Origin of the sequence: Kitasatospora sp. NPDC127111, assembly GCF_042677465.1 — a bacterium.
GTDB lineage: Bacteria > Actinomycetota > Actinomycetes > Streptomycetales > Streptomycetaceae > Kitasatospora.
The window spans coordinates 1-24,064 of the sequence record NZ_JBHXTG010000010.1; the positions used below are offsets into that span (position 1 = coordinate 1).

The window sequence follows — 24,064 nt, forward strand, 5'->3', positions numbered from 1 at the left end:
AGGTGCGGGTGGGCCCGGCTCGCCAGGCCACTTCGGGCGCCGCCGAGGGCGGCCCGGGGTCAGGGGGTGGCCGTGAGGAGGGTCGCGGTGGCCGCGCGCGCGTGGGCCGCCGGGGCCGGGTCGCCGGTGATGGCGGCCGTCACGATGGCCCCCTCGGCGAGCAGGTGGACCGGTTCGACCACTGGCAGTCCGGTGGCGTGGACCCAGAGCGCGATCTGGTCGTGGAACGCCTGCTTGTGCGACCGGACTTCGGCCAGCACGGCCTCGGAGGTCGGGGCGAGTTCGCCGAACGCGTTGATCCAGGCGCAGCCGCGGAAGCCGGGCTCCGCGAACCACCCGGCGAGCCAGTCGAAGACCGCGAGCACCCGCTCACGCGGATCGCCGACCTGCTCGACGTGGGCGGCCAACTGTCCGCGCCACCGCTCGTCGCGGCGCCTGAGCACGGCCACGACGAGGTCCTCCTTCGCGGCGTAGAGCCGGTAGATGCGCTTCAGTGGCAGGCCGGAGGCGGTGCGGACCTCGTCCATGCCGACCGCCTGGATGCCCTTCTCGTAGTAGAGCCGCTCCGCGGCGTCGAGCAGTGCCTCGCGGTCCAGGCGGGTCTGCTCCTCGGTGATCGGGGCCGGCATGCGGGACTCCTTGACGTTGAGAACGGTCGTTTCCTATCGTAGGCGCCAGCGATGGAGAACGTACGTTCTCAACATGAGGAGGCCGTCATGACCGAAGCCCGTCCGCCCTATCCCCCCTTCACGCACGAGACCGCCCTGCAGAAGGTGCAGGCCGCCGAGGACGCCTGGAACACCCGCGATCCCCAGCGGGTCGCCCTCGCCTACACGCCGGACTCGCAGTGGCGGAACCGGGACGCGTTCGTCAGCGGCCGCGAGGAGATCGTCGCGTTCCTGACCCGCAAGTGGGAGCGCGAACAGGACTACGCGCTGCGCAAGAGCCTCTGGAGCTTCGACGGGAACCGGATCGCCGTCCGCTTCCAGTACGAGTGGCACGACGCGGACGGCCAGTGGTGGCGCAGCTACGGCAACGAGCTGTGGGAGTTCGACGGGCACGGCCTCATGCGGCGCCGCGAGGCGAGCATCAACGACGTCGCCATCACCGAGGCCGAGCGCCGCATCCTCGGCCCCCGGCCCGCGGACGAACGCGGGGTGGACATCCCGCTCCGTTAGGCCGGGGCGCTTCCGGGTCGGCCCCGGACCGGCCGGGACGCGGCGGTCGGTCAGCCCAGGTCGAACTGCCAGTACGCGGTCTCGCGGAAGCCGGCGGACTTCGGGGCGACCTGCACGGTGATCGGGCTCCCCGTCGTGCCGGGCCTGACCCGCACGGGCACGCTGAGCTTGCGGCCCTTCCCGAGCGGCGGCGCGAGAGCGGCTGCGCAGGCGTCCGGGTTCAGCCAGGTCAGGGCCGGGACGGTGGTGTGGTCGTCGAGGGACTTGCCCGCGCGGACGACGAGCGGGGCGGAGCCGGTCGTGCCGACGCTGCTGCCCGGCCCCGCCCCGCCCGGGCGGACCTCCTCGTCGGTGCCGTTGTCATAGGTGACCGTGAAGCCGTAGGAGCCGTCGGGCTCCTGCTTCGGCCGGCTGACGGTGATCTTCAGTCCGTCCTCGTACCGCGCCGTCGTCCCGGCGCCGAGCGGCTCGGCGACGCTTCCGGCGAGACCGCCCTCCAACTGCCCGTACCCGTCGATGCCCTTCTCGAACTCGGTCAGCGCCATGCCTCCCAGGCCGAACAGGACGAGGAGGACGATCGCCGCGATCGCACAGCAGTTGAACCCTCGCGAGCGTGGCCCGTCCGGCGCGGTGGTGGGGGTCTGGTCCGTGTTCATGCAGGTCACGCTAGGGAACGGCGGGCGTGCGCCACATGGGCGCAGGTACTCAACCAGCGGCTGAGTAGCCCGCGTTCCGCGGCGTGCCGCCGTTCCCGTCCGGCCGCGGCCGGTCGCCGACCGGTCGACGAACCCCGTACCGCTCGAGCGGTACCTCGGCTTCTGACCTGGACCGCACGGCGAGGACGAGGGAGCGCCGACCTGGCGCGGGCTCGCCGCAGAGCGTCGCATCCTGGGGAAGGGTGGTTCCCAGGGCAGGTTCCGCGGGGACCCCTCGCGCCGCTCACGCCGCGGCCCGCGGTCCCGCCGGCCGTCTCGGCCCGCCGGGGTCAGGCGTCCGGGTTCATCCCTTGCTGGACCTTCTTGATCCGTTCGGCCTGGAGTGCGGTGAACTGCTGCAGCGTCTTGTGGTCGCGCTCGTCCTCGTCGAGCTCGATCAGGGCCACCACGGCACCGACCCGCAGCACCATGGCCGAGGCGAGGGCCCCACCTGCCGAGTCACTCGAGTCGGCGGGCCTCTCGAAGCCCTGCGACTGCTCGGCGGCCACCTTCAGGCTGATCCGGCGCGCCTTGGCGTCGTCCTTCTCCATCGATGTCACCACTGCCTCGAAGGCGGGGCCCGCGTGCTCAGCGGTGTCGAAGGTCAGCAGGGTGAACCTGATGTCGTTGTCGGTGTTCGATGCCAGCTCGTACCGGGCGGTGCCGCCCAGCTGGATGCCGGAACAGCCGATGGACAGCTTCTTCTGGCAGTCTCTGGAAACATCGGCATGTTCGATGACCTTCGGCGGCTTCGCACCGGGGGCTTGGCGCCACCCCGGGGGGAGCGAGGACGGGCTCGGCAGCGCGTCCACCACCTGGTCCGGCTGTGACAGCACCACCGCGGCCCGGAACGGCAGCCCGCCGTCGCCGGAGCTGCACGCGCCCATCCCCAGGGCGAGCCCGGCGACCGTCCCTGCCAACGCGAGATCGCGTCCTCGTCGCTTCCATAGGTCCACGTCCATCGCGGTGCCTCCGTTTCGCTCTTCGCCTCGAAGACCGGCAGCGGCCATCAAACCATACGATCACCTGGGCTTTCTGGCTGATCGTCAGCATCCGAGTCCCTGGCCCGGACAGGGCCGCCCGGGGCGGGTCGAACGTCCGAAACCGCTGGTCCACCGCCGCCGGACGGGACTTCGACCGAGGCGCTACCGGAGTCAGCTCGAACGGACCGTCTTCCTCAACGGGCGCAGCTCGTCTTCGTATACCGGGAGTCACCGCGCCGGGTGCGGGTGGCCGCGATGCGCGCCCCATTCCTCGGCGAGGATGGCCATCGTGTGCCCGTCGATCCATTCGCCGTTCCAGCACAGCGCGTCGCGTCGGGTCCCCTCGTGGACGAATCCGATCTTCTCGTAGACGTGGCGGGCCCGGGGGTTGAAGGCGAAGACCTCCAACTCGATCCGGTGCAGGCCGACGGTGTCGAAGGCGTGGCCGAGGATCAGCCGGCTCGCCTCGGTGCCCAACCCCTGGCCGAAGAAACGGCGCTCGAACAGGCTGATGCGGAACGAGCAGGAGCGGTTGTGGACGTCGAGGCCCGACAGGACGACCTCGCCGACGCACACGCCGGCGGTTCGCTCCACCACGGCCAGGTCCAGCCGGTCGGGGTGCTCGGCACGGGAGCCGTACCAGCGTTCCAGCGTTTCGAGGCTGAACGTGCCATGGGTGCCGGTCAGCCGATCCGCTTCCGGATCGGCCGCCGACGCGGCGAGCGCGTCGGCCGTGCGGACCGGACGCAGAACCACGCGCTCGCCGGTGAGCGTCGGCTTCTCGACGAAGGAAATCTCGGGATGCATGAGAACGATCATGACTGCTGGCCGCCCGCCCCTGTCAACACGTTACTGACCGAACTCCCGCCGTACCGGACGAGAACCTCGCCCGCACGCTCGGCGCGATGACGGACCGCGTGGTGGAGAAGCCACCCCGACGCGGACCGGTCGGCCGTCGACAGGGCCGACCACGCCGCGCCTGACGGGCTCCCGGAGTCGTCAAGGAGCCGTGCCCGCGTTACGCGCCGGTCCGGTACCGGCCCGGGGTCGTGCCGACGAGGTCGGTGAAGGCCGCGATGAAGCCGCTGGGGTTGGCCCAGCCGCAGGCGTGGGCGGTGTGCGTGGTGTCGTGGCCCTCGGCCAGGAGCACGAGCGCGTGGTGCACCCGCAACTGCGTGCGCCACTCGTAGAACGTCATGCCGAGTTCGTCGCGCAACAGCCGGCTCAGGGTGCGGGCACTGGCCCCGACCTGCCGGCCGAGCCCGGCCAGCGTGGTGGAGTCGGCGGGAGTCCGGGACAAGATCCGCTCGATCGCCCGCAGCCGGTCGTCGCGCGGGTGCGGCAGGTGCAACGGCCGCTCGTCGGCCTCACGCAGCTCCTCGACCAGGACCCGCAGCAGGCGTTCACGCGCGGCGCGGCCGTAACCGGGCACCGCCCCGGCCCCGTCGCCCCCGTCGCCCGCGCTGCCCGAGCCGTCGCCGCGTGGGCCGGTCAGGGCGAGCAGGACCTCCCGCGCCAGGCCGGAGACGCAGAACACCGCCGGACGCTCCGGCACCAGCCGGGCCAGGGACGGCGGCAGGAACACGATCCGCATGTCCGTGTCCCCGTGGGCGCGGTGGCGGTGCGGGAACCCGGCGGGCGTCCAGGCGACCCGGTTGGCCGGGACGATCGACGTCCCGCTCTCGGTGTGCAGCACCAAAACACCCTTGGCCGCGTAGACCAGGTGCCCGCGCGCGTGCGCCCGGGTCTCGCTGCTGCCGCCCGAGGGCCACAGGTGACGCCCGCCGGAGGGCCACGTCAGCGACGTGGCGGCGGCGTCCGGGCGGGCTTGGCGGCGAACGGGCATCGGTTGGCATCCTATCGGTAGCACGCCATCACGCGGGCCGATGAGACTTTCCGTCATGAGCGGTGGCTCCCGGTGCCACGGCCGACGAAAAAGGGGGAAGTCCCATGGCGACGTTCGTTCTCGTACCCGGTGGTTGGCACGGCTCCTGGGCGTTCGAGGCGGTGGTCCCGCTGCTGGAACGGGCCGGCCACACCGTCCACCCCCTGACCCTGACCGGTCTGCGCCCCCACGACGACCCCGCCACGATCGCCTCCGCCAACCTCGACACCCACGCCGACGACGTGCTGCGCCTGCTGGAGCGCGCCCGGCTCGACGACGTGACGCTGGTCGGCCACAGCTACGGCGGCATGGTGATCACCGCCGCCGCAGACCGCGCCGGCGGCCGGGTCCGCCGCCTGGTGTACCTGGACGCCTGCGTGCCGCGCGACGGCGAGTCGTGCTGGTCGATCATGAACGAGGGCTACCGGCAGTCGTTCGTCGCCGGCGCCGCCACCACCGGCTACGCCGTCCAGCCCCCGTGGCGGCCGGACGGCGACCCGCGCCGCCGCCCCCATCCGCTCGCCGCCCTCCTGCAGGCCGTCCACCTCACGGGTGCTCACGCCGACGTCCCCCGCCGCGAGTTCGTCTACTGCGCGGGATGGGAGGACCGCACGCCGTTCGCCGGCCAGCGCACCCGGCTGCTGGCCGACCCGGGATGGACCGTCCACGACCTGCCGACCGCCCACAACGCGATGCGCGAGGCCCCGCGGGCGGTCGCCGCGCTCCTGCTCGACGAGGCAGACGGCCCCGGCGGACCTGCCGGACGCGGCGGACCTGGTGACTACGCCGCCCTCGTACCGGGCCGGACGGTCCAGCCGGGGGCGTGACGTGCCCTGCCGACCGGGCGACACGGGCACCAGGGGGCAGGACGACCGGTGACCTCCGGTCCTCGCTCCGGTGCACAACGGGCGCTGACCCTCGCGAGTTTCGTCGACCCGGTCGGCCACGGCCCGTTCACCAGGGTGCCGGGCCTCGCGCGATCATCTGATGCGCTGGAATGGGCAGAGAAGCCGCCGACGGCAGAGATCGTGCCAGCGAGGTCCGACTGCTCGGCGGCTGTGAGAGAAAGGGCCTGGCCGGTGCTGAACCCGTTGGATGCTCCTGCGGCGGTCGAGGCCGCGGCCGAGCCGCTCGGAGACCTGCTCGACGACCTCAACCACGGGGTGGTCGTGGACCTGTATCCGGTGGTCGGGGTGGCGGCATCCGGGCGGGACGACCTCGCGAAGCTCGCCCAGGCGGTGCTCGACGCGGGATGCCGGAAGGACCGCTTCCTCTCGGTCCTCTCCGTGGTGGAGCCGGCCCGAAGCTGGCGGGAGGTGCTGCGCCGGGACGCCACCGGGGGCGGGCTGATGCCCTGGTACCGGACCATCGACCGCACGCCCGAGCGGATCAGGCGGGCCGGCGAACTCGCGGACGGCATCGCCGACCTGATCGAGTCGCACCTCGGCCCGGTCCGGACCGCCGCCGAGGTCGCCGTGATCTTCGAGGGCCTGGGCGCCTTGTGGACGCGGCAACTCCTGCTGGTCTCCGACGAGTGGGCGACCATCCTGCACCTGTGGGCCGGGGACTGACGGCCCGACCTGGGGGTGGTCCCGTGCTCCTCATCGCCGCAGCGCAGAACCAGCGCAGAACCAGCCCACCGCACCCCACCCTGTGGCCGGCTTCGAGGCAGAGCCCGCTGTCCGCGCTGCCGTCCGGCGGCCCGTGCCGCGTGCGGCTTGGTGCTGCGCCGTGTGGTGCCTCGCACCTGTGGTGATGTGCAGAATTCGGGGGTCGGCCGGTCGAAGGGTCGAGCGGGCGAGTCGGTCGCGTGGTGGAGACGGGGGAGTGGAGTTGGCGGGGAAGTGGATGTCGGCGCGGGTGGCGGCCGGGGAACTGGCCGCATTGCTGGAGCGGCGCCGCCCAGGGGCTACGGCGGACCCGTCGGGGAGCTTGGCCGGGGCGTGGGAGCGGGTGCTGGCGTCGTTCGGGCCGGACGGGGATCGGGTCCGTCGGCTGCTGGCACCGCTGGTGCTGGCCGAGGGCCCCGCGGGCATGCCCGACGAGCTGAGGTTGCGGGCCGCCGCCGTGGTGTGCGGCGGAATGGCCGGTGCGCAGGAGTTCGCCGCGGCCGAGGACGCGATCGCACCGCTGGTGGCCCGGGAGGCGGGCGGTGCCCGGCTGGCGGACGCCGCGCTGGCGCAGGTGGCCGGGCGGGCCCTGGGCGCGGACCTGGCCGGGGTGCAGCGGAGCATCACCGAAGTGCTCCTGGCGTGCGTGCCGGCGGACGTGGACGCGGGCGTGGACGTGGACAGGGACGTGGACGTGGCGGCGGTGGCGGCCGGTCGGACGCTCCGCGCGGCGCAGGCGTACGCCCTGCGGTACGGCGCCGGGCACGCCCTGGCCGGCGGAGTGCTGGACACGTGGCTGGCCGACGCGGCCGCCGTCGTGCTGGGGGATCCTCAGGCGCTGGCCGAGGCCGCGGCGGCGGCCGGGGAGACCTCGGACCCGCCCGCGCGCCGGCGCCGCGGCGCGGTGGTCGAGGCGGTGCGGGGGTTCGGTGCGGAGCCGGGGCGGGGGATTGCCGAGCGGGTCGCCCGGCTGCGGTTCGCGGCCCAGGCCTGGGGCGACCACGACCTGGTCGCGGCGGTGGACGGGCTCGGCCTGCCGCTTCCGTGGCGGGCCGCGTGGGCGCGCTGGCGGCCGGTCGGGGTCTACGACCCGCGAGAGTTCGGCCCCGGCTGGACGGGGCCGGTGGACGTGGCGGGCTGGCGTCCCGGTGTGACGGGGGCGGCGTCCGGCGGCGAGGTCTGCCTGCGCTCGGAGTACGACGGGCGGTACCGCTGGTACGCCGTGGACGACGGCGAGCAGGTCGGCGGGCCACGGAGCGCGCCGCCGTCGGCGGATGTGCGTCCGGTCGGCGCGGACACCCCGGAGGTGGACGTCGAGAACGGGCTGATCGTGGCCCGGGCCGCCGGGGAGGACACGCGCGGGTACCCGCTCTGCGGCAGGGGCCCGGGTGCGTGGGCGCACCCGCTCCCGGGCGGCCGGGTGCTGCTCGCGGGGCACAGCGGCGCCGCCCTGGTCCACCTCGGTCCCACGGCGGCGGGGCCTGTCGCGGGGCCTCTTGCGTGGCCTGTCGAGGGGCCTCTTTCGTGGCCCGTTGCGGAGCGGGACCGGGCCGGGTGGCGGACCGACCCGGCGCTGCTGCCGGAGCCGGGCTGGTGGGCGGACGCCGAGGAACTGACGGCCGAGCAGCTCCACCCGTACTTCGCGGGCGGGGTGGTGCGGGCCGACCGGGAGCGGCTCGGCGCGGCCGGCGAGCGCCCGCGGGTGCTGCGGGCGCTGTGCGGGACCGGTCTGCCCGGGTTCCCGGTGTTCTGGCAGGCGACGGCCGGGTGCCTGGAGTCCCCGGTGACCCTGGAGGAGTACGAGGACGGGGAGTTCGCCGAGGAGGAGGGCGGGGGCGACGGGTACACCGTGATCGCGGTCTCGGCGGACGAGAGCACCCCGCTGTGCGTGGAGCACGCCACCGGCGCGGTGGTGCAGTGGGAGGGCGAGCCGGAGCCGGTCAACCGCTCGGTGGCGGCCTTCGCGGCCTGCCAGGCGCTGACCCGCTGGGCGTTGGCCGTCTCGGCGACCCGGCAGTTCGAGCAGCGGGCCGCGTTCGAGGCCTTCGTCCGTACGGCGCTGACCCGGATCGACCCGGGGACGGCGGCGCGGCAGGGGCGGGACTGGTGGTGGTTCCAGGCCGTCGAGGACGGGAGCATGTACACCCTCTACGGCTGACCGGCCCGTTGCGCGAGGCCGCTGCGGGTGCGTCGGGCCGTCAGGAGCCGCTGCCGACCCGGGGAGGGCACCCGGCCGCGAGTACCCCCGGCCGCGAGTACCCCCGGCGGCGGGCGCGCCGGCCCGCCGGCGTCCGCCCGCGTCCGCTGCGGCCCCGCCCCGGGGGGCCGTCAGGCCACCGCCGTCCCTCTCCGGTGCCTACACCTGCTCGAAGTGGAAGGAGCGGATGAAGCAGTCGCGCGGTTGGCCGATCGCGAAGAGGACGCAGTCGAGCACGGATCGGGCGGTCAGCGCGTCGTTCGCGGTTCGGGGGGCGTGCTCCCAGGTGGGGTGGAGCGGATCGCCGTCCGTGAAATCCGGCGGGTAGAGCGAGATGACCCGGATGCCTTCGGGGCGGAGCCGATGAGAGAGGACGTCCGCGAAGCCGGCCTGGGCGGCCTTCGCCGCGTAGAACGCGGGATGCGCCAGGGAGCGGTGGTTCTGGGCCTCTGCGGCCGAGGAGACCAGGTTGACCACATCCGCTCCCGCGGAAGCCCGCAACAGGGGCAGGAAGTGCTTGACCGCCAGCAGGGTGCCGGTGGCTCCGGAGGCGATGGTGTCGGTGATCGCGTCGTCCTCCGCGTCCCACAGGTCCGGGCCCTGCAAGTAACGGGCACCATTGTTGATCAGGACGTCCACCCGGTCGGTGTGGGCGGCAACCCCTTCCGCGAAGGCCCGCACGGTGGCCGGATCAGCCAGGTCACAGGCGAACGCGTCAACTTCCGCACCGCTGTCGGCCGCCGCTTCGTCGGCCACCCTCCGAGCACCAGCCACGGTGCGGGCAGACACGAACACGCGCGCACCCAAGCGGCCCGCCTGCAAGGCAACCGCCCTTCCGAACCCGCGCCCGGCCCCGGTGACCACCACGGTCCTCCCGGCGAGATCCATCCGTGCCCCTCCCCCTGCCCAGTCTTGATCACCGTCAGCCTAGCCGTGATGCCGGAAGCACCGACTTCCGCCTTGGCCCGGGCGCGGCCGGGGAGGTCCACCGGGCACGTCCGACGGACAGGCGCGAGAACGCGCAGGTCGGGGGCGCCGCTCGGAGCGGAGGGCATCACGGCAGGACCGGCACAGGTTCGAAAGCACACCGGGGTGACGCACGTCACGGGCCGTCCGTGTCACAACCCGGTGAGCTGCCGTGTCATAGATGTGCAACCGTCGGACAACGGCATTGGAGAGCATCGTGGAAGCACGCCTGAACCCCTTCACCAACCCGGTCCTGGGCAAGGTCTTCAAGCACATCATCGCCGCGGGCAAGGTACTTGAGGGCTCGACCTTGCCGGCCTCCACGCAGGAGCTGGTGAAGCTCCGCGCCAGCCAGATCAACGGCTGCGGCTTCTGCACCGACATGCACTTCAAGGACGCCGTGCACGCCGGGGAGTCCGCGGAACGCCTCAACCTGGTCGCGGCTTGGCGGGAGGCCACGGTGTTCACCGAGGCCGAGCGCGCGGCGCTGGAGCTGGCGGAGGAGGCCACGCGCATCGCCGATGCGGCCGGCGGCGTCCCGGACGCGGTCTGGGCGAACGCCGCCAAGCACTACGACGAGGACCAGCTCGCCGCCCTGGTGGGGGTCATCACCGTCATCAACGCCTTCAACCGCGGGAACGTCATGCTCCAGATGCCCGCGGGCGACTACCAGCCCGGCCAGTTCGGATGACCGGGAGCGCCGTCTGAGGCGACGGCTCCGCCCCGGAACCGGTCGGCTTGGACGGCATTCGAGCCGCGCAGGTCAACTGCCGCGGCTGCGGTCCTCCCGCTCGGGAGGACCGCGTCCACCGACTGCCCGGTGAAGCGGTTCACCTCCTCCCGCCCCCGGTCCGCACTCCGGACCGGGGGCACGGCAGTCTCCGCGCCGCCGGGCCAACCCGCGGGGCGGCGCCAAGGCGCTCCGGCTCGAACCGTGATCAGCCCGCTTCCGGAGCGTCGGACCGCTTTGCCGGCTCGGCAGCGACCTGGCCCAGCAGCACCGTGGGAGATGCCGTGACGGCGTACCAAGTGTTGGCGCTCTCGTCCGTGACCGGGGCCCAGGCCGCCATCACCGGGAGCTCGCAGTGGTCGCCGGCCTCCAACGAGGGCAGCGTCCAGGAGATGGCGTGGGAACCCACGCAGTCAACGCCCCAGCTGCTGAACGAATGGTCGTGCACCTCGTCGATCAGTGCCGCCCACCGCCGGGGTGCCTCGCCCTTGTCGGCCGCCCAGCAGATCGCCTCCTCGTCGTGGCCGCCGACGGTGAGCCGGGTCCTCTCGTCGTCCACCGTGATCGCGCACAGTCCCTGCCCCCCGTCCCACCCCGCATCGGCGTCCTCCGGGAGCGGCAACGGCAGCCCCGCCGAGAACTGCACCCGGCCGAGCGGCGCAAGAGCGTCTATTCGCCAGACCGCCGCCTGGCAGCCGGTCAGCGGCCCCCATTCCTCGGGGTCGAGCTCGGGATCGTGCGGGGTCAGGAGCAACTCGACGCGGGCCGCGGGATGGACCCAGCGGGCGACCGTGCGGCCGCCCGGCAGCTCGAACAGCTCGTCGGGCAGCAGCGGAAGGCCCGTGTACCCAAGGGTCGTCGTGAAGGTCAGCGGGCCGAACGGCGTGTCGATCGCCGGCCGAACGCCGACCCGCCGGCGGATGCGCGGAACACCGGGAAGCAGCATCGCCCCAGGGTAACGGGCCCCGTTCCCGGGGACCTTGTGAGACCCGCCTGGCTGCTGTCTCCGCTGCGTGCGTCTGTCGCCCGGTGGAGAAGGGAGCCACGCGGAGCACGGAAGCGACGACCACCCGGCGAGGCACGGGCCCGTGCGGTGTGGCCGGTGACGATCCGCCGGACAGCCCCCAAGTCCACAGAGGACCCCCTACCCGTGACCCGCAGGCCCACCCTCTACCTCCGCCACGGTGGCGCCGTCCTGGGCGACGAACGCCCGGTGGTCCAGCCAGCTTCGCGCCTGGGGAGAGCATCTGCCCTGGCCGACGGCGATCCTGATGTCTCCGCGCGCCGGGAGGACGCCCCGCTCACCATCGGCGCGACCACCACCGTGCCGCTCACCTACGACTTCCGGAGCCTGCTCGGGCGTTACTGCAGGGTCACCTACCCCGCCCCCTGAGCCCCTGACCTGCCGACACGTCCGAGGGCTCCTGCCCACATCGAGTGGTGGCGGTGGGCGCGGCGGATTGTCAGTCCCGGTCGGCAGGATGGGGGTGCCACAGCAGCCCGCACCGAGGAGTACCGTGACCGCCGCCGCCGAGCCGACCTACCACCCCGTTTTCCAGTCCCTCTGGTGCGCCACCGACCTCGGTCCGCACCGCCCGTGTCGTGGCACGTACGAGTGGTACGACCCCGAGGCGCTGCCGCCGCTGGACCCGGCCCGTTTCGACGGCGGGTTCGGGTGGCTCGGCGGTACGGGCCCGGTGGTGCCGGAGCTCGCCGGGCACCTCGACGCCGTTGCCGCCGAGCTGGCGGGCGCCGGGATCGTGCTGCCCGCCGACTTCGTCGCTTTCCAGACCGGCGCCGACAGCCACCGGGCCCTGGACGCGGTGTCGGCCACGGCCTGCTGGACGGACGTCTCCTCGCCGATGCCGAGCCCGGTGGAGCCCGGTGCCTTCCTGGTCCGCTTCCTGCGCGACCAGCAGGACTGCGTGCACTGGTACCTCTATCTGCGCCCCACCGGTGAGGCCTTCGTGGTGGCCTCCCCGCTGGACCTCGCGGATGCGCCCGCGTGGGACGAACCGGGTGTGCCGGTGGACTGGTTCGGGGCCATCGCCCAATGCGCTTCCTCGTTCGAGGAGTTCGCGTACCGCTTCTGGGTGGAGAACCGCCTGTGGTGCGCGCTGAACGGCTACGGCGGGGAGAGCATGGACGACGAACTCGCGGGGTACCTCGCGCACTACGAGCGGGCCTGATCCCGACGGCGACGAGCTCGACGGCCGGGAGGCCGGCCTGCTCGGCGAGGTCCGTCGCCGGGTGCGCAGCCGGGCGGCGGGGAGGACTCCGGCGAACATCGGGACGAGCTGGAGGTCGTCGGCCTGCTGCCCACACGTCGCCTCACGGTCAGGGCGCTCGCGTTCCACAAGCCGCGGACCGAGGCCCGGGCCGGCGCGACCATCGCCGTACCGGTCCCCGGCGTCACCCGCGTGTGGGTCTCGGCCGGCCAAGTCCTCCGCACCCCGGGCACGATCCGGCCGCACACCCGGCTGCGGGTCACGCTGCACGCCGAAACGGTACTCGGAGCAACCCTCCAGTTGCATTTCTCCCCGCACTCGCCGGCGGTGGATGCGACCGTGGACCTGCCGTGGGGCGCCGACCCGATCACACCCGGCGTCGACGTCGACGTCTCCCCGAGCCGGACGGTCGTCGGCGAGGAAGGGGCGGACTTCGGCGTGGTGACCGACACCGGCTACCCCATCCGCTCCACCCGCCGCGTCCTCACCGGCCGGATCACCGCGATACGCGACTGACCCCTGCCCGACGACGACGCCGACCGAGCGCCCGCCCACGTCGAACGCCGGCTGCCGGCCTGCGCGGGGGCCGGTGGTGTCTGCGGCGTCCGACGTCCGGCGTGTGTCGAACGGTTGCAGGCGGCACGGCGCGGAGAGACGCTCGGAGCGGCCCTGCTCACGGCTAGGAGCGCTCATGTCCACGATTCACCTGCACCAGACGATCGCCGCTACGCCCGAGGAGTTCGTCGCCGGGCTCACCGACTTCGGGCCCGGGCGCTCGGAGCTCTTCGGCAACAGTGCCGACAAGTACCTCAAGGTGCACGACCGGGGGCCCCACGAGGCCGATGTCACCGAGGGCTCGGCGGGAATCTGGGAACGGCTGCACTACGACTGGTCCGATCCCCACCGCGTCGTCATGACGACCACCGACTCCAACGTGTGGGGCGGCAGATCGGGCCACACGTACACGTTCACACCGAAGGCCGACGGGACGACAGAGGTGGACGCCGTCGTGGTCCGCGAGGGCAAGAACTTCAAGGGACGCGTGCTCGGCGCGGTCGTCGGCACCGTCGGCAAGCGCCATCTCTCGAAGGCCTTCGCCAACACCGGCAAGGCCATCGAGGCCCGGCACCGGACCGACGGAGGCGGGTGACCACCGAGCTCGCGGCACGGACCGGCTGCACAGCCCCGCGGGGGTTTCACCCGGGGGCCGTGCGACCGGCCGGCCGTACCGTACACGGCGAACGGTGTTCGGCCCGAGGCGGGCGGCTGCGAAGGGGTGTGAGCCGGTGCCGGTCGGTGACTGGGCGGCCGACCGGGCCCCTTCCGTGCGGGCCGTCGACGTCCTCGTCCCGGTCGCCTACGACGAACTGCGCGACGCCACAGCCCGGACGTTCATCCTGACCCTCCCGGAGCGTCGCGCCAGAGCCCTGCTCGCCATGCCACCACTGGACCCGGCTCGCCTCGACACCCGGCTCGCCCCGGAGAGCTGACCCCGGCGCTCCCGCGGGGCCGTCCCGGACCTCGCTCGCCCGGTCCTGCCCGCGGTCGGCCTGCTCCCGGGCGCCGTCGCCCGGTTCCGTGGGCTTCCGGTCCGGCTCCGCGGGTATCTCGCCGCCCGTCGTGCCGGCTCCGGTGCCGCGTTGGACGGCCGGGCCCGTGCGGCCTCGGGGCGCAGCGTCCGTTCAAGCGAGGACGGCGGTGGCTTCGACCTCGACGAGATGCTCGGGCACGTCCAGTGCCGCGACGCCCAGCAGCGTGGCCGGCGGGACCGGGGTGACCCCCAGCTTCGCGGCTGCCCGACCGAGGCCCTCCATGAGCAGGGGCATCTTGTCGGGGGTCCAGTCGACGACGTAGACGGTCAGTTTCGCCACGTCGTCGAAGGAGGCACCGACCTCGGCCAGGGCGGTGCCGATGTTGAGGTAGCACTGCTCGACCTGAGCGGCGAGGTCACCTTCGCCGACCGTGACCCCTTCGGCATCCCACGCGACCTGTCCTGCGAGGAAGACCAGCTTCGACCCGGTCGCGACCGACAGCTGCCGGTAGGCGGCGGTTTCCGGCAGTCCGCCGGGGTTGACGAGGGTGACGGCCATGCTGCTTGCCTCCATCGCTAGGAACGTCCGTGAGCTCGCTTCCGTCGAGCCCCGATGTGTTCGCTCTCTTGTGGTTACTGAGGAACCGTAGGAGAGTTGCCGTTGACGTGGAAGAACGCACTTTTCAGTGACTGGGGAACCTCGTGGTGACCAAGCAGTTCAGGGGCGCGCCCGACGAAGCGGATCTGAGGCGCGCGGATTCTCTGGCGCGGGAGATCTTCTCCGACATCGCCAACAAGTGGGCGCTCCTGATCATCGAGGCCCTGGGGGAGCACACCCGGCGTTTCGGCGAGCTGCGGAACGCGATCGAGGGCATCAGCCACAAGATGCTCACCCAGAACCTGCGCATGCTGGAGCGCAACGGCCTGGTCGAGCGGACGGTGCACCCTGTCGTCCCGCCACGGGTCGACTACACCCTGACCGAGCCGGGCCGGGCCCTGCGGGTGACGATCGACGGACTGTGTGACTGGACCCACCGGTACCTCGGTCAGATCGAGGAGTCCCGCCACCGCTTCGACAGCTGACGCGTGGAGCCCGCTCGTGCTGCTTCCGGGGGGGCGGCGGACCGTAGGTGAGTGCGCACGGGAGGCAGCGGAGCGCCAGGTCGGGGCAGGCGTGTGGACGGCGGCGCGGCCGAGTGCGGGCACCACACGGGGGACCCGCGCCGCCCGTCCCGGACACGTGTCGCGCTCATCTGCGCCGACCACGACGCGGTCGTGCACGGTCGGCAGGCCCACCCGGACGGCCCAGGACTCCGGGGCGGGCGCCACGAGGCCGGTCGCGGCGGGCGGAGGGGTGGATTGCTGGTTGATCTTGCTGGTGGGCTGGAGTGTGCGGATTGTTGAGAAGCCCCGGGGCGTCGGGTGTGTGCGGCTACGTCGTCCCTGGGGTGTTGTCGGTGAGCGTGTGGCCTTGGGCGCGGAGCCAGCGCCGGATTGCCTCCGTGTGGCGGACGGCGGTTGCGTGCAGGGCTGGACCGGTCCTGGCGGCGGCGGTCTCGCGGCCGATGCGGGCGGCGTCCTGTTCGGCGGCCTCGACGACGGCGCTCGCGACCCAGTCGTCGAGGACTCCGTCGTTCTTCCAGCGGGTGAGCCGGTTGCGCGCGGCGCGGTGGGCGGCCTGGGCGTCGGCCGCCTTCGTCTGTTGAGCGGCCCGCTCCCAGTACCGCGTGCGGTTGGTGAGGTATGCGTCGATGGCGCTGCGGGCCATGGCCTCGTCCCGTTGGGGATCGTGCTGGGGGCTCGTCATGCGGGAAGAATAAGGGCGGCGTCGAGGGTCGGCCCGCCGTCCGGTCCGGCGGGTGACCGGGTATCTGATCCGTCCCGACTGAGGGGTCGCGCGCAGGTGTGGTCGAGTGGGTCGGTGGAGGAGACCGCCTGCGCCGCCCGGGCCGTGACCGGGCGGTCCCCATCGCCGCTGCCCTGTCGCTGTCGGCCACGGCATCAGCGGGGGCTCGGGCCGCCCAGCAGGTCCGCGGCGCGAGGGGTCTGCTGGTACAGGACGTGTGGCCCGGTCCGGGTACGGGTGATCAGCCCGGTGCGGTGCAGGATGCCGAGGTGGTAGGAGACCGTGCTGGAGGCCAGGAAGTGCCGCTCGCCCAACTCCGTGGTGGTGCGGGCGGTGTGGAGGTCCGACAGCAGGCGTGCCCGGGTGACCCCGAGCAGGGCGTGGACCGTCGCCCCGGAGCCGGTGTCAGGCCCGGGCCGGGAGGGGTAGCTGAACATGGGCTCCCGCCCGGCGGGTGCCGCCGGGACCGAGTCGATGACCATGCGCAAGTCGGTGGCGAACACCGAGGGCGTCAGGACCAGACCGGTGCTGCCGGGGACCCGGCCCCGGAAGCGGCTGACCAGGCTCAGTTGGTCGTCGCTCCACAGCACCCGGGGGTGCAGGGTGGCCAGCATCCCGGACAGGCCGTGCCAGGCGATGGTCTGCGCCCGGTGGGCGATGTCCTCCTCCATGCGGGTGCGCAGGGCCATCCACTGCGGGGCTATGGCCGACTCCCACAGCCGGTACATCTCCGCCGCCACCCGCTCGGCGAAGTCCCGCTCGCCCCGCTCCAGGGCCTCGCGAAGGACCACCGGGACCGCCCGGCCGACCAGACGCTCCTCGACCACGCCCTGAGCCATGACCTGCAGCTCCCAGCACAGGCGGGCGGAGTCGGTGCTGGCCACGGCGTGCAGTTCCTCCTGCACCGCGGTCTCCGGGGCCGGCGGCTGCGGGGTGAGGAAGTCCGGCACGTAGTCCCACGCACCGCTGAACAGCGCGCCCAGCAGGACCAGCTTCCGCTCCCGCACCGCGTCCTGCACCCGCCACCGCCAACCGCCGCCGCCCACACGCACCTTGTCGCGCAGGAGCCAGAGCGCGCCGGCCGTTGTGGCGAGCGGCGAGATCGCGAACCGGGTGTTCGCGAGCGCGGCGCGGTCCATGTCGAGGCTGAGCATGGCACCCCCCGGGGCGAGCCGCCGGCCGGCCGAGCAGCCGGCGCCAATGGGTGTTCGAACCTCATCGAATCACTCGAGGGGCGGGCACGCCACCCGGCACCGTAGGTGTCCAACGGATCGTCAACTACGGTAAACGGAGGAGACAGTGAGGATGATCAGCATCAGGCCGAAGGTGGCCGCCGCCGTACTCGCCCTGACCGGGGCACTCGCCCTCGGCATGACGTCGCAGGCGGCCGCCGACCCCAACCCGAACAACCACGGCTCCGCCCCCCAGTGGATCCAGCTGAACACCAGCTACCACGCGCGTGTCTTCGGCGACGCCACGCAGAACCACCCGACCAACACGCTCCTCTCCAACGGAGACTACGTCTGGGCGGACTGCTGGGTGGCCGGCGACTACGTCGGCGACGCCGGCAACGTCTGGTACCACACGACCTTCGTCTACCAGTACGGCCAGGTCACCGGGGTCGGGTCGTCCTGGACGTTCGCGCCGTTCGTCGACGGCGCCGCAACGTTCCACGCCGTGCCCGGCGTTCCCCACTGCTGACAGCCGGCGCCCGCGCGGTGGCCCCGCACCCTGTTCCCGGGTGCGGGGCCACCCCGCCGTCCTCGGCCCCGGCCTGCCGCGCCCTGGCGCGGCCGTGCTGCCGCCGCTTCCCCGCGCGCCGGGGGCCGCCGCGCCTACGCGCCGCACGGTCGGGAACCCATTCCGCCATGGTTGTCTGTTCTCCCTGGCCGTGGACCGCCGCTCGAATCCCGGGTAACCCGGGACGGCATGGTCTCCCCCGTGGACAGGAAGAACCTACTGCCCGTCGGGCAGTTCGCGCAGGGCCAGGGGTGCGTCCAGCCGATGACGGGACAGAGCCGATGACCGTACCGGCACGCCCGGCAATGCGACGGACGAGGCCGCCCGCTCGGCTTCCTCCTGACCGGCGGCGACACCAACGACTGCATCCGCCTCGAAGCCGTCCTGGAGACGATCCGGGTCCCACGGGTCGGGCCGGGGCGCTCGCGCACCCGGCCCGATCACCTCATCGCCGACAAGGGCTACAGCTCCCGCAAGATCCGCGCCTACCTGCGCCGACGCGGCATCCCACACACCCTCCCCGGACGCGTCGACCAGGCCGACGGCCGTCTCGCCCCCGTCGACGGCCCGGCCGGCTGGGTGGCCGTGGTCAGAAGGGCACCCGGTTGTCAGTTGCCAGTACGTCGCCCGGCACCGTCGAGCCCACCTGGCGCCGCAGAGCGCCGATCGCCGGATCGGAGATGGAGACCGTGAGCCGGTAGGGCGGCTGGCCGCTGATGGTGTTGTGCGAGTCGGTCGGCGCCGTCAGGCGTTGCTGGACGGCGAAGCCGTCGAAGCCCGGGCACAGGGCCTCGACGGGGAGGGTCACCTGTACGGACGCGCCGTTCTCGGGTCCGACACGGACGGTGCCGCCCGCGTCGGCCGGGGTGTCGTCGGCCGGGGCGTCGTCGTCGCGCGTGAGCGGGAGACCGTGGGCCCCGCCGACCAGGCCGTCCGGGCCCTCGATCTCCACCGCCACGCCCTGCGGGCCGAGTGGCGCGGACAGGTCCAGCGTGCGGTCGCCGGCGCCCGGACCGAGGTGCAGGCCGATGGTGAAGTGCCCGGGGTCTTTCGCCGAGATCCGTGAGAACCCGTAGGAGCCGAGCACGAGTTGCGGTCCTGGCAGGGGGATGTCCGGCTGTGGTCCGGTGGCGAAGGTGAAGGACGCGGGCGCTGGTTCGAAGTGGTGGAAGCCCTTGGTGCCGCACCTGGTGGCGTCGGAGACCCCGCCGCCGGGCAGCGCGACGTCCACGGTCGGCCGGGGCGATGCGGGAACGGCCCGCGGGTTGCGCGCCGCCGGACTGTCCCTGTTCAGCAGACCGGCCGGGTCCGCCGCGACCGCGACGGCCAGCAGCGCCGCGAAAGCGGTGACCGCGATCAGCACGGTGCGCCGGCGTCCGGGCCGGGGCCGACGTGAGCGGGCCGCGCCGGGGGCCGCCCCGGGTGCCCAGCGGCGGCCTCCCGGGTCCACCGGCGGCTCCTGACGCCACCGCGCGGCGAGCATCCGGGTTCGGGCGGTCGGCTCCTTGACGGCGGCGTCCTTGACGAACCGCTCGTCCAGGACGAGTCCTTCGAACGGGTCGGGTGTTGCCCGGCCCGGCGCTATCGGCTCCGGCTCACGGGAAGGGGGCTGATGGGGTTCCTCGGCGATCGGCACGGCGCCAGTATGCCCGCCCGCTCGGACACACCGACCCGGCGAAGGGGACCGGAGCGTCCGGTGGCTCGGACACCGACGGCCACTCAGCCTTCGGCGTCCCCCGTGACCGTCACCGTCATCGGCATCGGCATCGGCATCGGCATCGTCACCGTCATCGGCATCGGCACAGGCACCGGCATCGGCCGCAACGCCGCATTCCGTCAAGGTCCGCGACACCGGCCCGGCCCGCCCGGACGAGGAGCCGGCCGACCGCCCGGCGCCCTGGCGGCGCCGGGCCCGTCCCGGGGCACAGCCGCGCCGGATTCCCCGCCGGTGGCCCTGATGGTCACCAAGGCAAGGGATCCCACCGCCCTCACCAACCGGCAGCGGGCCGTCGCGGACCTGTCCGCCGACTGCCGGCGGGGTCCATGGCGGACCGTCCCCTCCCGCGCGTGCGAGGACAGCTGCTGGTCCGTCCCTGATGTCCCGGGCGGCCGGCCGACGCGTGCGGTCGGGTGGCCGAGTGGCTCGGGAATCCGCAGTGGGAATGCTCGCGGTGGAGGGCGACGTCAGGTTTGGCGGGCAGAGGCTGCGAGCCGGTCGGCGAGCGCGCTGACGAGGCCTCGGAGTTCGGCCGGTCGCTCGATGACGAACGGCCGGTCGAGCGAGGCGAGGACGGGAGGCAACCAGTCGAGCCGCTCTGCTCTCAGTTCGACGTGGAGCCAACGCTCGGCGTGCGGATCCGCGCCTTCCGCGGGCGCGGGCTCCTCCACGCTCGCGATGCTGGCGGGCAGCCGGGCACGGATCTGTTCGACCGTCCCGTGGATCCGCAGGGTCACTTCGTGCCGGTACGCGGCCTTGGCGAGCCCCGACAGGACGCGCTGCGCCGGATCGAGTCCGGCGGGCGGCTCGAACGAGCCCGGCAGCGTCCTCGCGTCCGCGATGCGGTCGAGCCGGAACGTCCGGTCCTGGCCGATCCCGGGATCGGTGCCCGTGACGTACCACCGGCCCGCATGGGTGACGATCCCGTACGGGTGCAGCGTGCGTTCGCTGCGTCGGCCGTCCCGGGTGGTGTACCTGATCGAGACCGGGCGGCGATGGCGTACCGCATCGGCGATGGCGAGCAGGACCCCCGCCTCCGGGGTGGCCAGTTCGCCGGGCGCGGCCGTGAAGGCGAGGGATTCCAGGACGGCGTCGAGCCGACGGGCCAGACGCTCGGGCAGCACCCGGCGGATCTTGGCCGCCGCCGTCTCGCCCGCGGTCTCGGTCGCCGTCAGCAACCCCGTCCTGCGACCGGCGACGAGGCCGAGCAGCACGGCGAGCGCCTCGTCCTCGTCGAGCATGAGCGGAGGCAGTCGGTACCCGGGGGCGAGCCGGTACCCGCCGTAGCGGCCACGGACCGCCTCGACGGGGATGCCGAGGTCGACCAGGTGGTCCACGTACCGCCGCACGGTGCGCCCGTCGACGCCGAGCCGGTCGGCGAGTTCGGCCACCGTTCTGATGCCGCCCGACTGCAGGAGTTCGAGGAGGGTGAGCACGCGGCCGGTGGGTCGAACCATGTCCACGAGCCTAGCGTTGATACCGGACCGATTCTGTCCACTATGTGCTCTAGCGTCCGGGGTGCAACGTCTTCCGCCCACCTGAGGAGAGCACCATGGACTTCGTTTCGACCCGGATCATCACCGACGACGTCGCGCGCCTCGTCGGCTTCTACGAGCGGGCCACCGGCGTGCGGGCGGACTGGTCCACCGAGGACTTCGCCGAACTGCGGACCGCCGGCGCGACCCTCGCGATCGGCAGCACCCGTACCGTGGCCCTGTTCGCACCCGGCTCCGCCCGGCCGGCGGACAACCGCACCGTGATTATGGAGTTCCTCGTCGCCGACGTGGACGGCGTGTACCGCAACCTCGCCGATGTCGTCGCCGACTTCGTGACGGAGCCCACCACGATGCCCTGGGGCAACCGCTCGCTCCTGCTTCGCGACCCCGACGGCAACCTCGTCAACTTCTTCACCCCTGTCACGCCGGCAGCCATCGCGAAGTTCGCGCACTGACGACAGCGCGGCCGCCCCGGGCGGGGGCCGGTCCAGGCGGCAAGGGTCACCGGGTCCGGCACACCGGCCGTCGGAGCCCACCGGCCGTCGGGGTCGGGCGGGCTGCTCGCCGGGGTCCGGCTGTGGCGGTGGCCGGGCCATGGGGCAGGATTGGCAGTCCATTCGGAATTCGAACATCCGCGCTCCAGTGCGGCTGCGAGCAATACGATCTGACAGGCGACAAGGTGACGACACAGCACGTACGGCGGCCGGCGGCGGCCCGTTCCCTGGCCCTCCACGCTGCGGGAGCGGGACGGTGACCCGGGGCTTGGTCCTGCACGACTGGGTGGTGGCCGGCATCGCCCTGGCCTGCGGCTGCGTGGCCGCTCTGGTGCTGCGGGCGCTGATGAAGTGGCTGGGCAAGCACGCGAGCAGGACCAAGTGGAGCGGGGACGACATCATCGTCGACGCGCTGCGTACCATCGTCCCCTGGGCGGCCGTGATCGCCGGGGCCGAGGTGGCCGCTTCGGCCCTGCCGCTCACCGCGCGGACCGGGGGGCTGGTCGACCAGTCGCTGACGGCCGTGCTCATCGTCATCGCGACGCTCAGCGCGGCCCGGGTGGTGGCCGGGCTGGTGCAGTCGGTGGCCGCGTCCCGGACGGGCGTCGCGGCGTCCGCGTCGATCTTCGTCAACATCACCCGGGTCGTGGTGCTGTCGATGGGCGTCCTCGTGGCCCTGGAGACCCTCGGGGTGTCCATCGCCCCGCTGGTCACCGCCCTCGGGGTGGGCGGTCTCGCGGTCGCGCTGGCGTTGCAGGACACCCTCGCCAACCTCTTCGCGGGTGTGCACATCCTCGCCTCGAAGACGGTCCAGCCGGGGGACTACATCCGGCTCACCAGCGGGGAGGAGGGGTACGTCGTCGACATCAACTGGCGCAACAGCGTGGTGCGCAACCTGTCGAACAACCTGGTGATCATCCCCAACGGCCGCCTGGCGCGGACGAACATGACGAACTACTCCCAGCCCGAGCAGAAGCTGTCGATCCTGGTCCAGGTCGGGGTCGGCTACGACAGCGACCTGGAGCACGTGGAGAAGGTCACCCTCGACGTCGTCGACACCGTGATGGCCGAGGTCAGCGGTGGCGTGCCCGACCACGAGGCCGTCGTGCGCTTCCACACCTTCGCGGACTCCAGGATCAACTTCACGGTGATCCTGGGTGTCGGCGAGTTCAGCGACCAGTACCGGATCAAGCACGAGTTCATCAAGCGCCTGCACCAGCGGTACCGGACGGAGGGCATCTCGATCCCCGCGCCCACGCGCACGGTCTCGCTCCAGCAGGACGGGGCTGGCGCGCCCTCGTCCCTCCCGCCGGTTCCGCACCAGTGGGAAGCGCCTTCCGAGGCGCTGGCGGACCAGCCGCGGTAGCCGACGCAGGGGCCGGGGCCGTCTTCGAACTCCCGCCTGCCGGGCGCTCGAAGACGGCCCCCAGGTGCCAAAGTGCTGGTCGCAGGGGAGACCGGGCCGGGCCGGAACGGCAGCCGGCAGCTCGGCGACGGCTGGGGTCTCCTCGGCGGCCGGTTGCAGGTCCGCCACCGCCGAGCGCGCCCGGGTGCCCACCGTGCCGACCAGGACCACCAGCGGCCCGGGGGGAAGGAGCACCGGCGCTGCTCGCATGCCCGTCCCGACCCGTCCGGGCCCGGCCTGCTCCCACCGCTGAGTGCGGGCCGCTGCGCCGTGGTCCGTTCGGCGCCGGTGTGGGGGGCGTTCGGCGAAGGCCCGCAGCCGGTGGCGCTGGTCCTCGGCGCGCCGTCTACGTCCGACCCTGCGCCTGTCGGCGCTCGGCAAGCGGTGCCCCGTGCCAGCGCCATTCCTTTCGGCGTGGGCGATCGGGCGTGTCGATGCGCCCGGTGGCCCAGAGAAGTGTTGACCAGGCGCTGCCGATGACGGGGACGTCGGGGAACAGTCGTGCGAGGGCCCGTTCGCACAGGTCCTCCGGTGGCTCCCAGGCGCGGTCCGCGCGTTGGACGACGTCGTGGGTGTGGACGAGGGCCTCCACGACACCCATCGCGGCGAAGCCCTCGGAGTCGGAGGCCCCGAATACGTGCGGGGCCAGAGTGGTCGCGTCGGCGATGTCCACGGAGGCCGCGAGCAGCCCGCCGCACGCCTGCACGACGGTCAGCAGCCCCAGGGGGCCTGCCTCTTGGTCAGCGAAGATCACGTTGGCCGGGCCACCCGATCGGTCTTCGGAGACGCGCAGCGGGACGCGTGGTACGGCGCTGGGTCGGGCGAGCCCGAAGCGCAGGGCGTAGGTGAGCAGATCGTCCGCGATGTGCTCGACGGTCTCCCAGCACGTCCACTCCAGGCTGCCGGCCCGTTCGTGCCACAGCGCCGCCGGAACGCTTTCGAGGGCGTCCACGCAGCAGGCGACGGCCTGGCGTATGTGATCCCCGCTCACCAGTGGGTGCTGCTGTCCGGATTGTGCCATGCCGGGAGCCTACAAGGCCGCGGCGAGCGGCCCGCCGTGGCCCACCGCCGTGCTGCTGCGCCGGGTCCGGCCACGGGGTGGGCAAGCTCTGGCGGGTGGATCCCTACGGCGACACCCAGTTCAACGAGCAGGAGGCACGAGCCGCGCTCGGTGAGATCACCGATCTGCTGCAGCTGTGTGCCGACGCGGCGCAGACGACTGCCGTGACCGACCTGGCCGTGCTGCTGAAGTCCTGTGCGACGACGCCGGGAAGCTACTTGTGGTTCATCGGGGACTGATGGACCTGGTTCATGATCGTCGGCCAGGTCCAGGAAACCGTGCGGAACCGCCCGATCACACCGA

At 72.9% G+C, this 24,064-nt stretch carries 28 protein-coding genes and 1 pseudogene; 16 read left to right on the forward strand and 13 right to left on the reverse strand.

Annotation, left to right across the window (positions count from 1 at the left end; genetic code table 11):
- Positions 1-59 precede the first annotated feature (59 nt).
- The gene (locus ACFVHB_RS08885) at positions 60-629 is read right to left on the reverse strand and encodes a TetR/AcrR family transcriptional regulator (RefSeq protein WP_380317373.1); all 570 of its coding nucleotides are present in this window, start codon (positions 627-629) and stop codon (positions 60-62) included.
- An 87-nt stretch (positions 630-716) separates the two neighbouring features.
- On the opposite strand from ACFVHB_RS08885, the gene ACFVHB_RS08890 reads away from it, so the two are divergent.
- Complete coding sequence (locus ACFVHB_RS08890) at positions 717-1,178, forward strand: DUF1348 family protein (protein WP_380317375.1); 462 nt, start codon at positions 717-719, stop codon at positions 1,176-1,178.
- Between the two features lie 50 nt (positions 1,179-1,228).
- On the opposite strand, the gene ACFVHB_RS08895 is transcribed toward ACFVHB_RS08890, so the two are convergent.
- From ACFVHB_RS08895 to ACFVHB_RS08910, 4 genes are all read right to left on the reverse strand, one after another.
- Complete coding sequence (locus ACFVHB_RS08895; RefSeq protein ID WP_380317378.1) at positions 1,229-1,834, reverse strand: hypothetical protein; 606 nt, start codon at positions 1,832-1,834, stop codon at positions 1,229-1,231.
- Positions 1,835-2,163: 329 nt separating this feature from the next.
- The gene (locus ACFVHB_RS08900; protein WP_380317381.1) at positions 2,164-2,883 is read right to left on the reverse strand and encodes a hypothetical protein; all 720 of its coding nucleotides are present in this window, start codon (positions 2,881-2,883) and stop codon (positions 2,164-2,166) included.
- A 201-nt stretch (positions 2,884-3,084) separates the two neighbouring features.
- Positions 3,085-3,675, reverse strand: coding sequence for a GNAT family N-acetyltransferase (locus ACFVHB_RS08905; RefSeq protein ID WP_380317383.1), 591 nt, complete (start codon positions 3,673-3,675; stop codon positions 3,085-3,087).
- Between the two features lie 199 nt (positions 3,676-3,874).
- Entirely contained in the window at positions 3,875-4,702 is an 828-nt protein-coding gene (locus tag ACFVHB_RS08910) for an AraC family transcriptional regulator (protein ID WP_380317386.1), read from the reverse strand.
- A 104-nt stretch (positions 4,703-4,806) separates the two neighbouring features.
- On the opposite strand from ACFVHB_RS08910, the gene ACFVHB_RS08915 reads away from it, so the two are divergent.
- The 3 genes from ACFVHB_RS08915 (at position 4,807) to ACFVHB_RS08925 (ending at position 8,509) form a co-directional block, all read left to right on the forward strand.
- Positions 4,807-5,568, forward strand: a complete 762-nt coding sequence (locus ACFVHB_RS08915) for an alpha/beta fold hydrolase (protein ID WP_380317389.1) — start codon at positions 4,807-4,809, stop codon at positions 5,566-5,568.
- 252 nt (positions 5,569-5,820) lie between these two features.
- Positions 5,821-6,312 carry a hypothetical protein gene (locus ACFVHB_RS08920; protein WP_380317392.1) on the forward strand — a complete coding sequence of 164 codons (492 nt, stop codon included), beginning with the start codon at positions 5,821-5,823 and terminating at the stop codon, positions 6,310-6,312.
- A gap of 262 nt (positions 6,313-6,574) precedes the next feature.
- Positions 6,575-8,509, forward strand: coding sequence for an SUKH-4 family immunity protein (locus ACFVHB_RS08925; protein WP_380317395.1), 1,935 nt, complete (start codon positions 6,575-6,577; stop codon positions 8,507-8,509).
- Positions 8,510-8,707: 198 nt separating this feature from the next.
- Here ACFVHB_RS08925 and ACFVHB_RS08930 read toward each other — a convergent pair whose 3' ends face one another.
- Positions 8,708-9,436 (reverse strand): SDR family oxidoreductase, encoded by a 729-nt coding sequence (locus ACFVHB_RS08930; RefSeq protein ID WP_380317398.1) that lies wholly within the window; start codon positions 9,434-9,436, stop codon positions 8,708-8,710.
- A gap of 295 nt (positions 9,437-9,731) precedes the next feature.
- Between ACFVHB_RS08930 and ACFVHB_RS08935 the strand changes: the two genes are divergently transcribed.
- Positions 9,732-10,205, forward strand: a complete 474-nt coding sequence (locus tag ACFVHB_RS08935; protein WP_380317401.1) for a carboxymuconolactone decarboxylase family protein — start codon at positions 9,732-9,734, stop codon at positions 10,203-10,205.
- 247 nt (positions 10,206-10,452) lie between these two features.
- Here ACFVHB_RS08935 and ACFVHB_RS08940 read toward each other — a convergent pair whose 3' ends face one another.
- Positions 10,453-11,190: a hypothetical protein gene (locus ACFVHB_RS08940; RefSeq protein ID WP_380317404.1), complete on the reverse strand. Its 738-nt coding sequence runs from the start codon at positions 11,188-11,190 to the stop codon at positions 10,453-10,455.
- A gap of 204 nt (positions 11,191-11,394) precedes the next feature.
- Here ACFVHB_RS08940 and ACFVHB_RS08945 point away from each other — a divergent pair, with 204 nt between their 5' ends.
- The 5 genes from ACFVHB_RS08945 to ACFVHB_RS08965 all read left to right on the forward strand — a co-directional run bounded on the left by ACFVHB_RS08945 (position 11,395) and on the right by ACFVHB_RS08965 (position 13,962).
- The gene (locus ACFVHB_RS08945) at positions 11,395-11,637 is read left to right on the forward strand and encodes a hypothetical protein (protein WP_380317407.1); all 243 of its coding nucleotides are present in this window, start codon (positions 11,395-11,397) and stop codon (positions 11,635-11,637) included.
- Between the two features lie 124 nt (positions 11,638-11,761).
- Positions 11,762-12,433 carry a hypothetical protein gene (locus tag ACFVHB_RS08950; RefSeq protein WP_380317410.1) on the forward strand — a complete coding sequence of 224 codons (672 nt, stop codon included), beginning with the start codon at positions 11,762-11,764 and terminating at the stop codon, positions 12,431-12,433.
- 378 nt (positions 12,434-12,811) lie between these two features.
- The gene (locus ACFVHB_RS08955; RefSeq protein WP_380317413.1) at positions 12,812-12,988 is read left to right on the forward strand and encodes a hypothetical protein; all 177 of its coding nucleotides are present in this window, start codon (positions 12,812-12,814) and stop codon (positions 12,986-12,988) included.
- 175 nt (positions 12,989-13,163) lie between these two features.
- Entirely contained in the window at positions 13,164-13,622 is a 459-nt protein-coding gene (locus ACFVHB_RS08960; protein ID WP_380317420.1) for an SRPBCC family protein, read from the forward strand.
- Positions 13,623-13,758: 136 nt separating this feature from the next.
- Entirely contained in the window at positions 13,759-13,962 is a 204-nt protein-coding gene (locus tag ACFVHB_RS08965) for a hypothetical protein (protein ID WP_380317422.1), read from the forward strand.
- Between the two features lie 192 nt (positions 13,963-14,154).
- Here the strand turns inward: ACFVHB_RS08965 and ACFVHB_RS08970 are convergent, their stop codons facing one another.
- Complete coding sequence (locus ACFVHB_RS08970; protein ID WP_380317425.1) at positions 14,155-14,562, reverse strand: RidA family protein; 408 nt, start codon at positions 14,560-14,562, stop codon at positions 14,155-14,157.
- 143 nt (positions 14,563-14,705) lie between these two features.
- On the opposite strand from ACFVHB_RS08970, the gene ACFVHB_RS08975 reads away from it, so the two are divergent.
- Positions 14,706-15,086: a winged helix-turn-helix transcriptional regulator gene (locus ACFVHB_RS08975; protein WP_380317428.1), complete on the forward strand. Its 381-nt coding sequence runs from the start codon at positions 14,706-14,708 to the stop codon at positions 15,084-15,086.
- 349 nt (positions 15,087-15,435) lie between these two features.
- Here the strand turns inward: ACFVHB_RS08975 and ACFVHB_RS08980 are convergent, their stop codons facing one another.
- Positions 15,436-15,810, reverse strand: coding sequence for a hypothetical protein (locus ACFVHB_RS08980; protein ID WP_380317431.1), 375 nt, complete (start codon positions 15,808-15,810; stop codon positions 15,436-15,438).
- A gap of 194 nt (positions 15,811-16,004) precedes the next feature.
- The gene (locus ACFVHB_RS08985; RefSeq protein WP_380317434.1) at positions 16,005-17,003 is read right to left on the reverse strand and encodes an ArsR/SmtB family transcription factor; all 999 of its coding nucleotides are present in this window, start codon (positions 17,001-17,003) and stop codon (positions 16,005-16,007) included.
- A gap of 151 nt (positions 17,004-17,154) precedes the next feature.
- Here ACFVHB_RS08985 and ACFVHB_RS08990 point away from each other — a divergent pair, with 151 nt between their 5' ends.
- Positions 17,155-17,550 carry a hypothetical protein gene (locus ACFVHB_RS08990; protein WP_380317436.1) on the forward strand — a complete coding sequence of 132 codons (396 nt, stop codon included), beginning with the start codon at positions 17,155-17,157 and terminating at the stop codon, positions 17,548-17,550.
- A gap of 357 nt (positions 17,551-17,907) precedes the next feature.
- A pseudogene (locus ACFVHB_RS08995) lies at positions 17,908-18,282 on the forward strand (transposase); the annotation flags it as partial.
- On the opposite strand, the gene ACFVHB_RS09000 reads toward ACFVHB_RS08995, so the two are convergent.
- Positions 18,179-19,225 carry a hypothetical protein gene (locus tag ACFVHB_RS09000; RefSeq protein ID WP_380317439.1) on the reverse strand — a complete coding sequence of 349 codons (1,047 nt, stop codon included), beginning with the start codon at positions 19,223-19,225 and terminating at the stop codon, positions 18,179-18,181. The pseudogene ACFVHB_RS08995 and the gene ACFVHB_RS09000 sit on opposite strands and share 104 nt — an antisense overlap.
- Before the next feature lie 548 nt (positions 19,226-19,773).
- On the reverse strand, positions 19,774-20,763 hold the full coding sequence (locus ACFVHB_RS09005) for a helix-turn-helix transcriptional regulator (protein ID WP_380317442.1): 990 nt from the start codon (positions 20,761-20,763) through the stop codon (positions 19,774-19,776).
- Positions 20,764-20,858: 95 nt separating this feature from the next.
- Here ACFVHB_RS09005 and ACFVHB_RS09010 point away from each other — a divergent pair, with 95 nt between their 5' ends.
- Positions 20,859-21,257 (forward strand): VOC family protein, encoded by a 399-nt coding sequence (locus ACFVHB_RS09010; RefSeq protein ID WP_380317445.1) that lies wholly within the window; start codon positions 20,859-20,861, stop codon positions 21,255-21,257.
- Between the two features lie 295 nt (positions 21,258-21,552).
- Positions 21,553-22,662, forward strand: coding sequence for a mechanosensitive ion channel family protein (locus ACFVHB_RS09015; protein ID WP_380317448.1), 1,110 nt, complete (start codon positions 21,553-21,555; stop codon positions 22,660-22,662).
- A 385-nt stretch (positions 22,663-23,047) separates the two neighbouring features.
- On the opposite strand, the gene ACFVHB_RS09020 is transcribed toward ACFVHB_RS09015, so the two are convergent.
- Entirely contained in the window at positions 23,048-23,722 is a 675-nt protein-coding gene (locus ACFVHB_RS09020) for a hypothetical protein (RefSeq protein ID WP_380317451.1), read from the reverse strand.
- A gap of 77 nt (positions 23,723-23,799) precedes the next feature.
- Here ACFVHB_RS09020 and ACFVHB_RS09025 point away from each other — a divergent pair, with 77 nt between their 5' ends.
- Positions 23,800-24,000 carry a hypothetical protein gene (locus ACFVHB_RS09025; RefSeq protein WP_380317454.1) on the forward strand — a complete coding sequence of 67 codons (201 nt, stop codon included), beginning with the start codon at positions 23,800-23,802 and terminating at the stop codon, positions 23,998-24,000.
- The last annotated feature ends 64 nt before the right edge of the window (positions 24,001-24,064 follow it).

What these genes read in the sequence shown, in the direction of transcription:
- ACFVHB_RS09010 (WP_380317445.1), top strand. Translation starts at nt 20,859, where the DNA reads ATGGACTTCGTTTCGACCCGGATCATCACCGACGACGTCGCGCGCCTC.
- ACFVHB_RS09020 (WP_380317451.1), bottom strand. Translation starts at nt 23,722, where the DNA reads ATGGCACAATCCGGACAGCAGCACCCACTGGTGAGCGGGGATCACATA.
- ACFVHB_RS08930 (WP_380317398.1), bottom strand. Translation starts at nt 9,436, where the DNA reads ATGGATCTCGCCGGGAGGACCGTGGTGGTCACCGGGGCCGGGCGCGGG.
- ACFVHB_RS08970 (WP_380317425.1), bottom strand. Translation starts at nt 14,562, where the DNA reads ATGGCCGTCACCCTCGTCAACCCCGGCGGACTGCCGGAAACCGCCGCC.
- ACFVHB_RS08960 (WP_380317420.1), top strand. Translation starts at nt 13,164, where the DNA reads ATGTCCACGATTCACCTGCACCAGACGATCGCCGCTACGCCCGAGGAG.
- ACFVHB_RS08885 (WP_380317373.1), bottom strand. Translation starts at nt 629, where the DNA reads ATGCCGGCCCCGATCACCGAGGAGCAGACCCGCCTGGACCGCGAGGCA.
- ACFVHB_RS08980 (WP_380317431.1), bottom strand. Translation starts at nt 15,810, where the DNA reads ATGACGAGCCCCCAGCACGATCCCCAACGGGACGAGGCCATGGCCCGC.
- ACFVHB_RS08890 (WP_380317375.1), top strand. Translation starts at nt 717, where the DNA reads ATGACCGAAGCCCGTCCGCCCTATCCCCCCTTCACGCACGAGACCGCC.
- ACFVHB_RS08895 (WP_380317378.1), bottom strand. Translation starts at nt 1,834, where the DNA reads ATGAACACGGACCAGACCCCCACCACCGCGCCGGACGGGCCACGCTCG.
- ACFVHB_RS09005 (WP_380317442.1), bottom strand. Translation starts at nt 20,763, where the DNA reads ATGGTTCGACCCACCGGCCGCGTGCTCACCCTCCTCGAACTCCTGCAG.
- ACFVHB_RS08985 (WP_380317434.1), bottom strand. Translation starts at nt 17,003, where the DNA reads ATGCTCAGCCTCGACATGGACCGCGCCGCGCTCGCGAACACCCGGTTC.
- ACFVHB_RS08910 (WP_380317386.1), bottom strand. Translation starts at nt 4,702, where the DNA reads ATGCCCGTTCGCCGCCAAGCCCGCCCGGACGCCGCCGCCACGTCGCTG.
- ACFVHB_RS08915 (WP_380317389.1), top strand. Translation starts at nt 4,807, where the DNA reads ATGGCGACGTTCGTTCTCGTACCCGGTGGTTGGCACGGCTCCTGGGCG.
- ACFVHB_RS08990 (WP_380317436.1), top strand. Translation starts at nt 17,155, where the DNA reads ATGATCAGCATCAGGCCGAAGGTGGCCGCCGCCGTACTCGCCCTGACC.
- ACFVHB_RS08940 (WP_380317404.1), bottom strand. Translation starts at nt 11,190, where the DNA reads ATGCTGCTTCCCGGTGTTCCGCGCATCCGCCGGCGGGTCGGCGTTCGG.
- ACFVHB_RS08905 (WP_380317383.1), bottom strand. Translation starts at nt 3,675, where the DNA reads ATGATCGTTCTCATGCATCCCGAGATTTCCTTCGTCGAGAAGCCGACG.
- ACFVHB_RS08900 (WP_380317381.1), bottom strand. Translation starts at nt 2,883, where the DNA reads ATGGCCGCTGCCGGTCTTCGAGGCGAAGAGCGAAACGGAGGCACCGCG.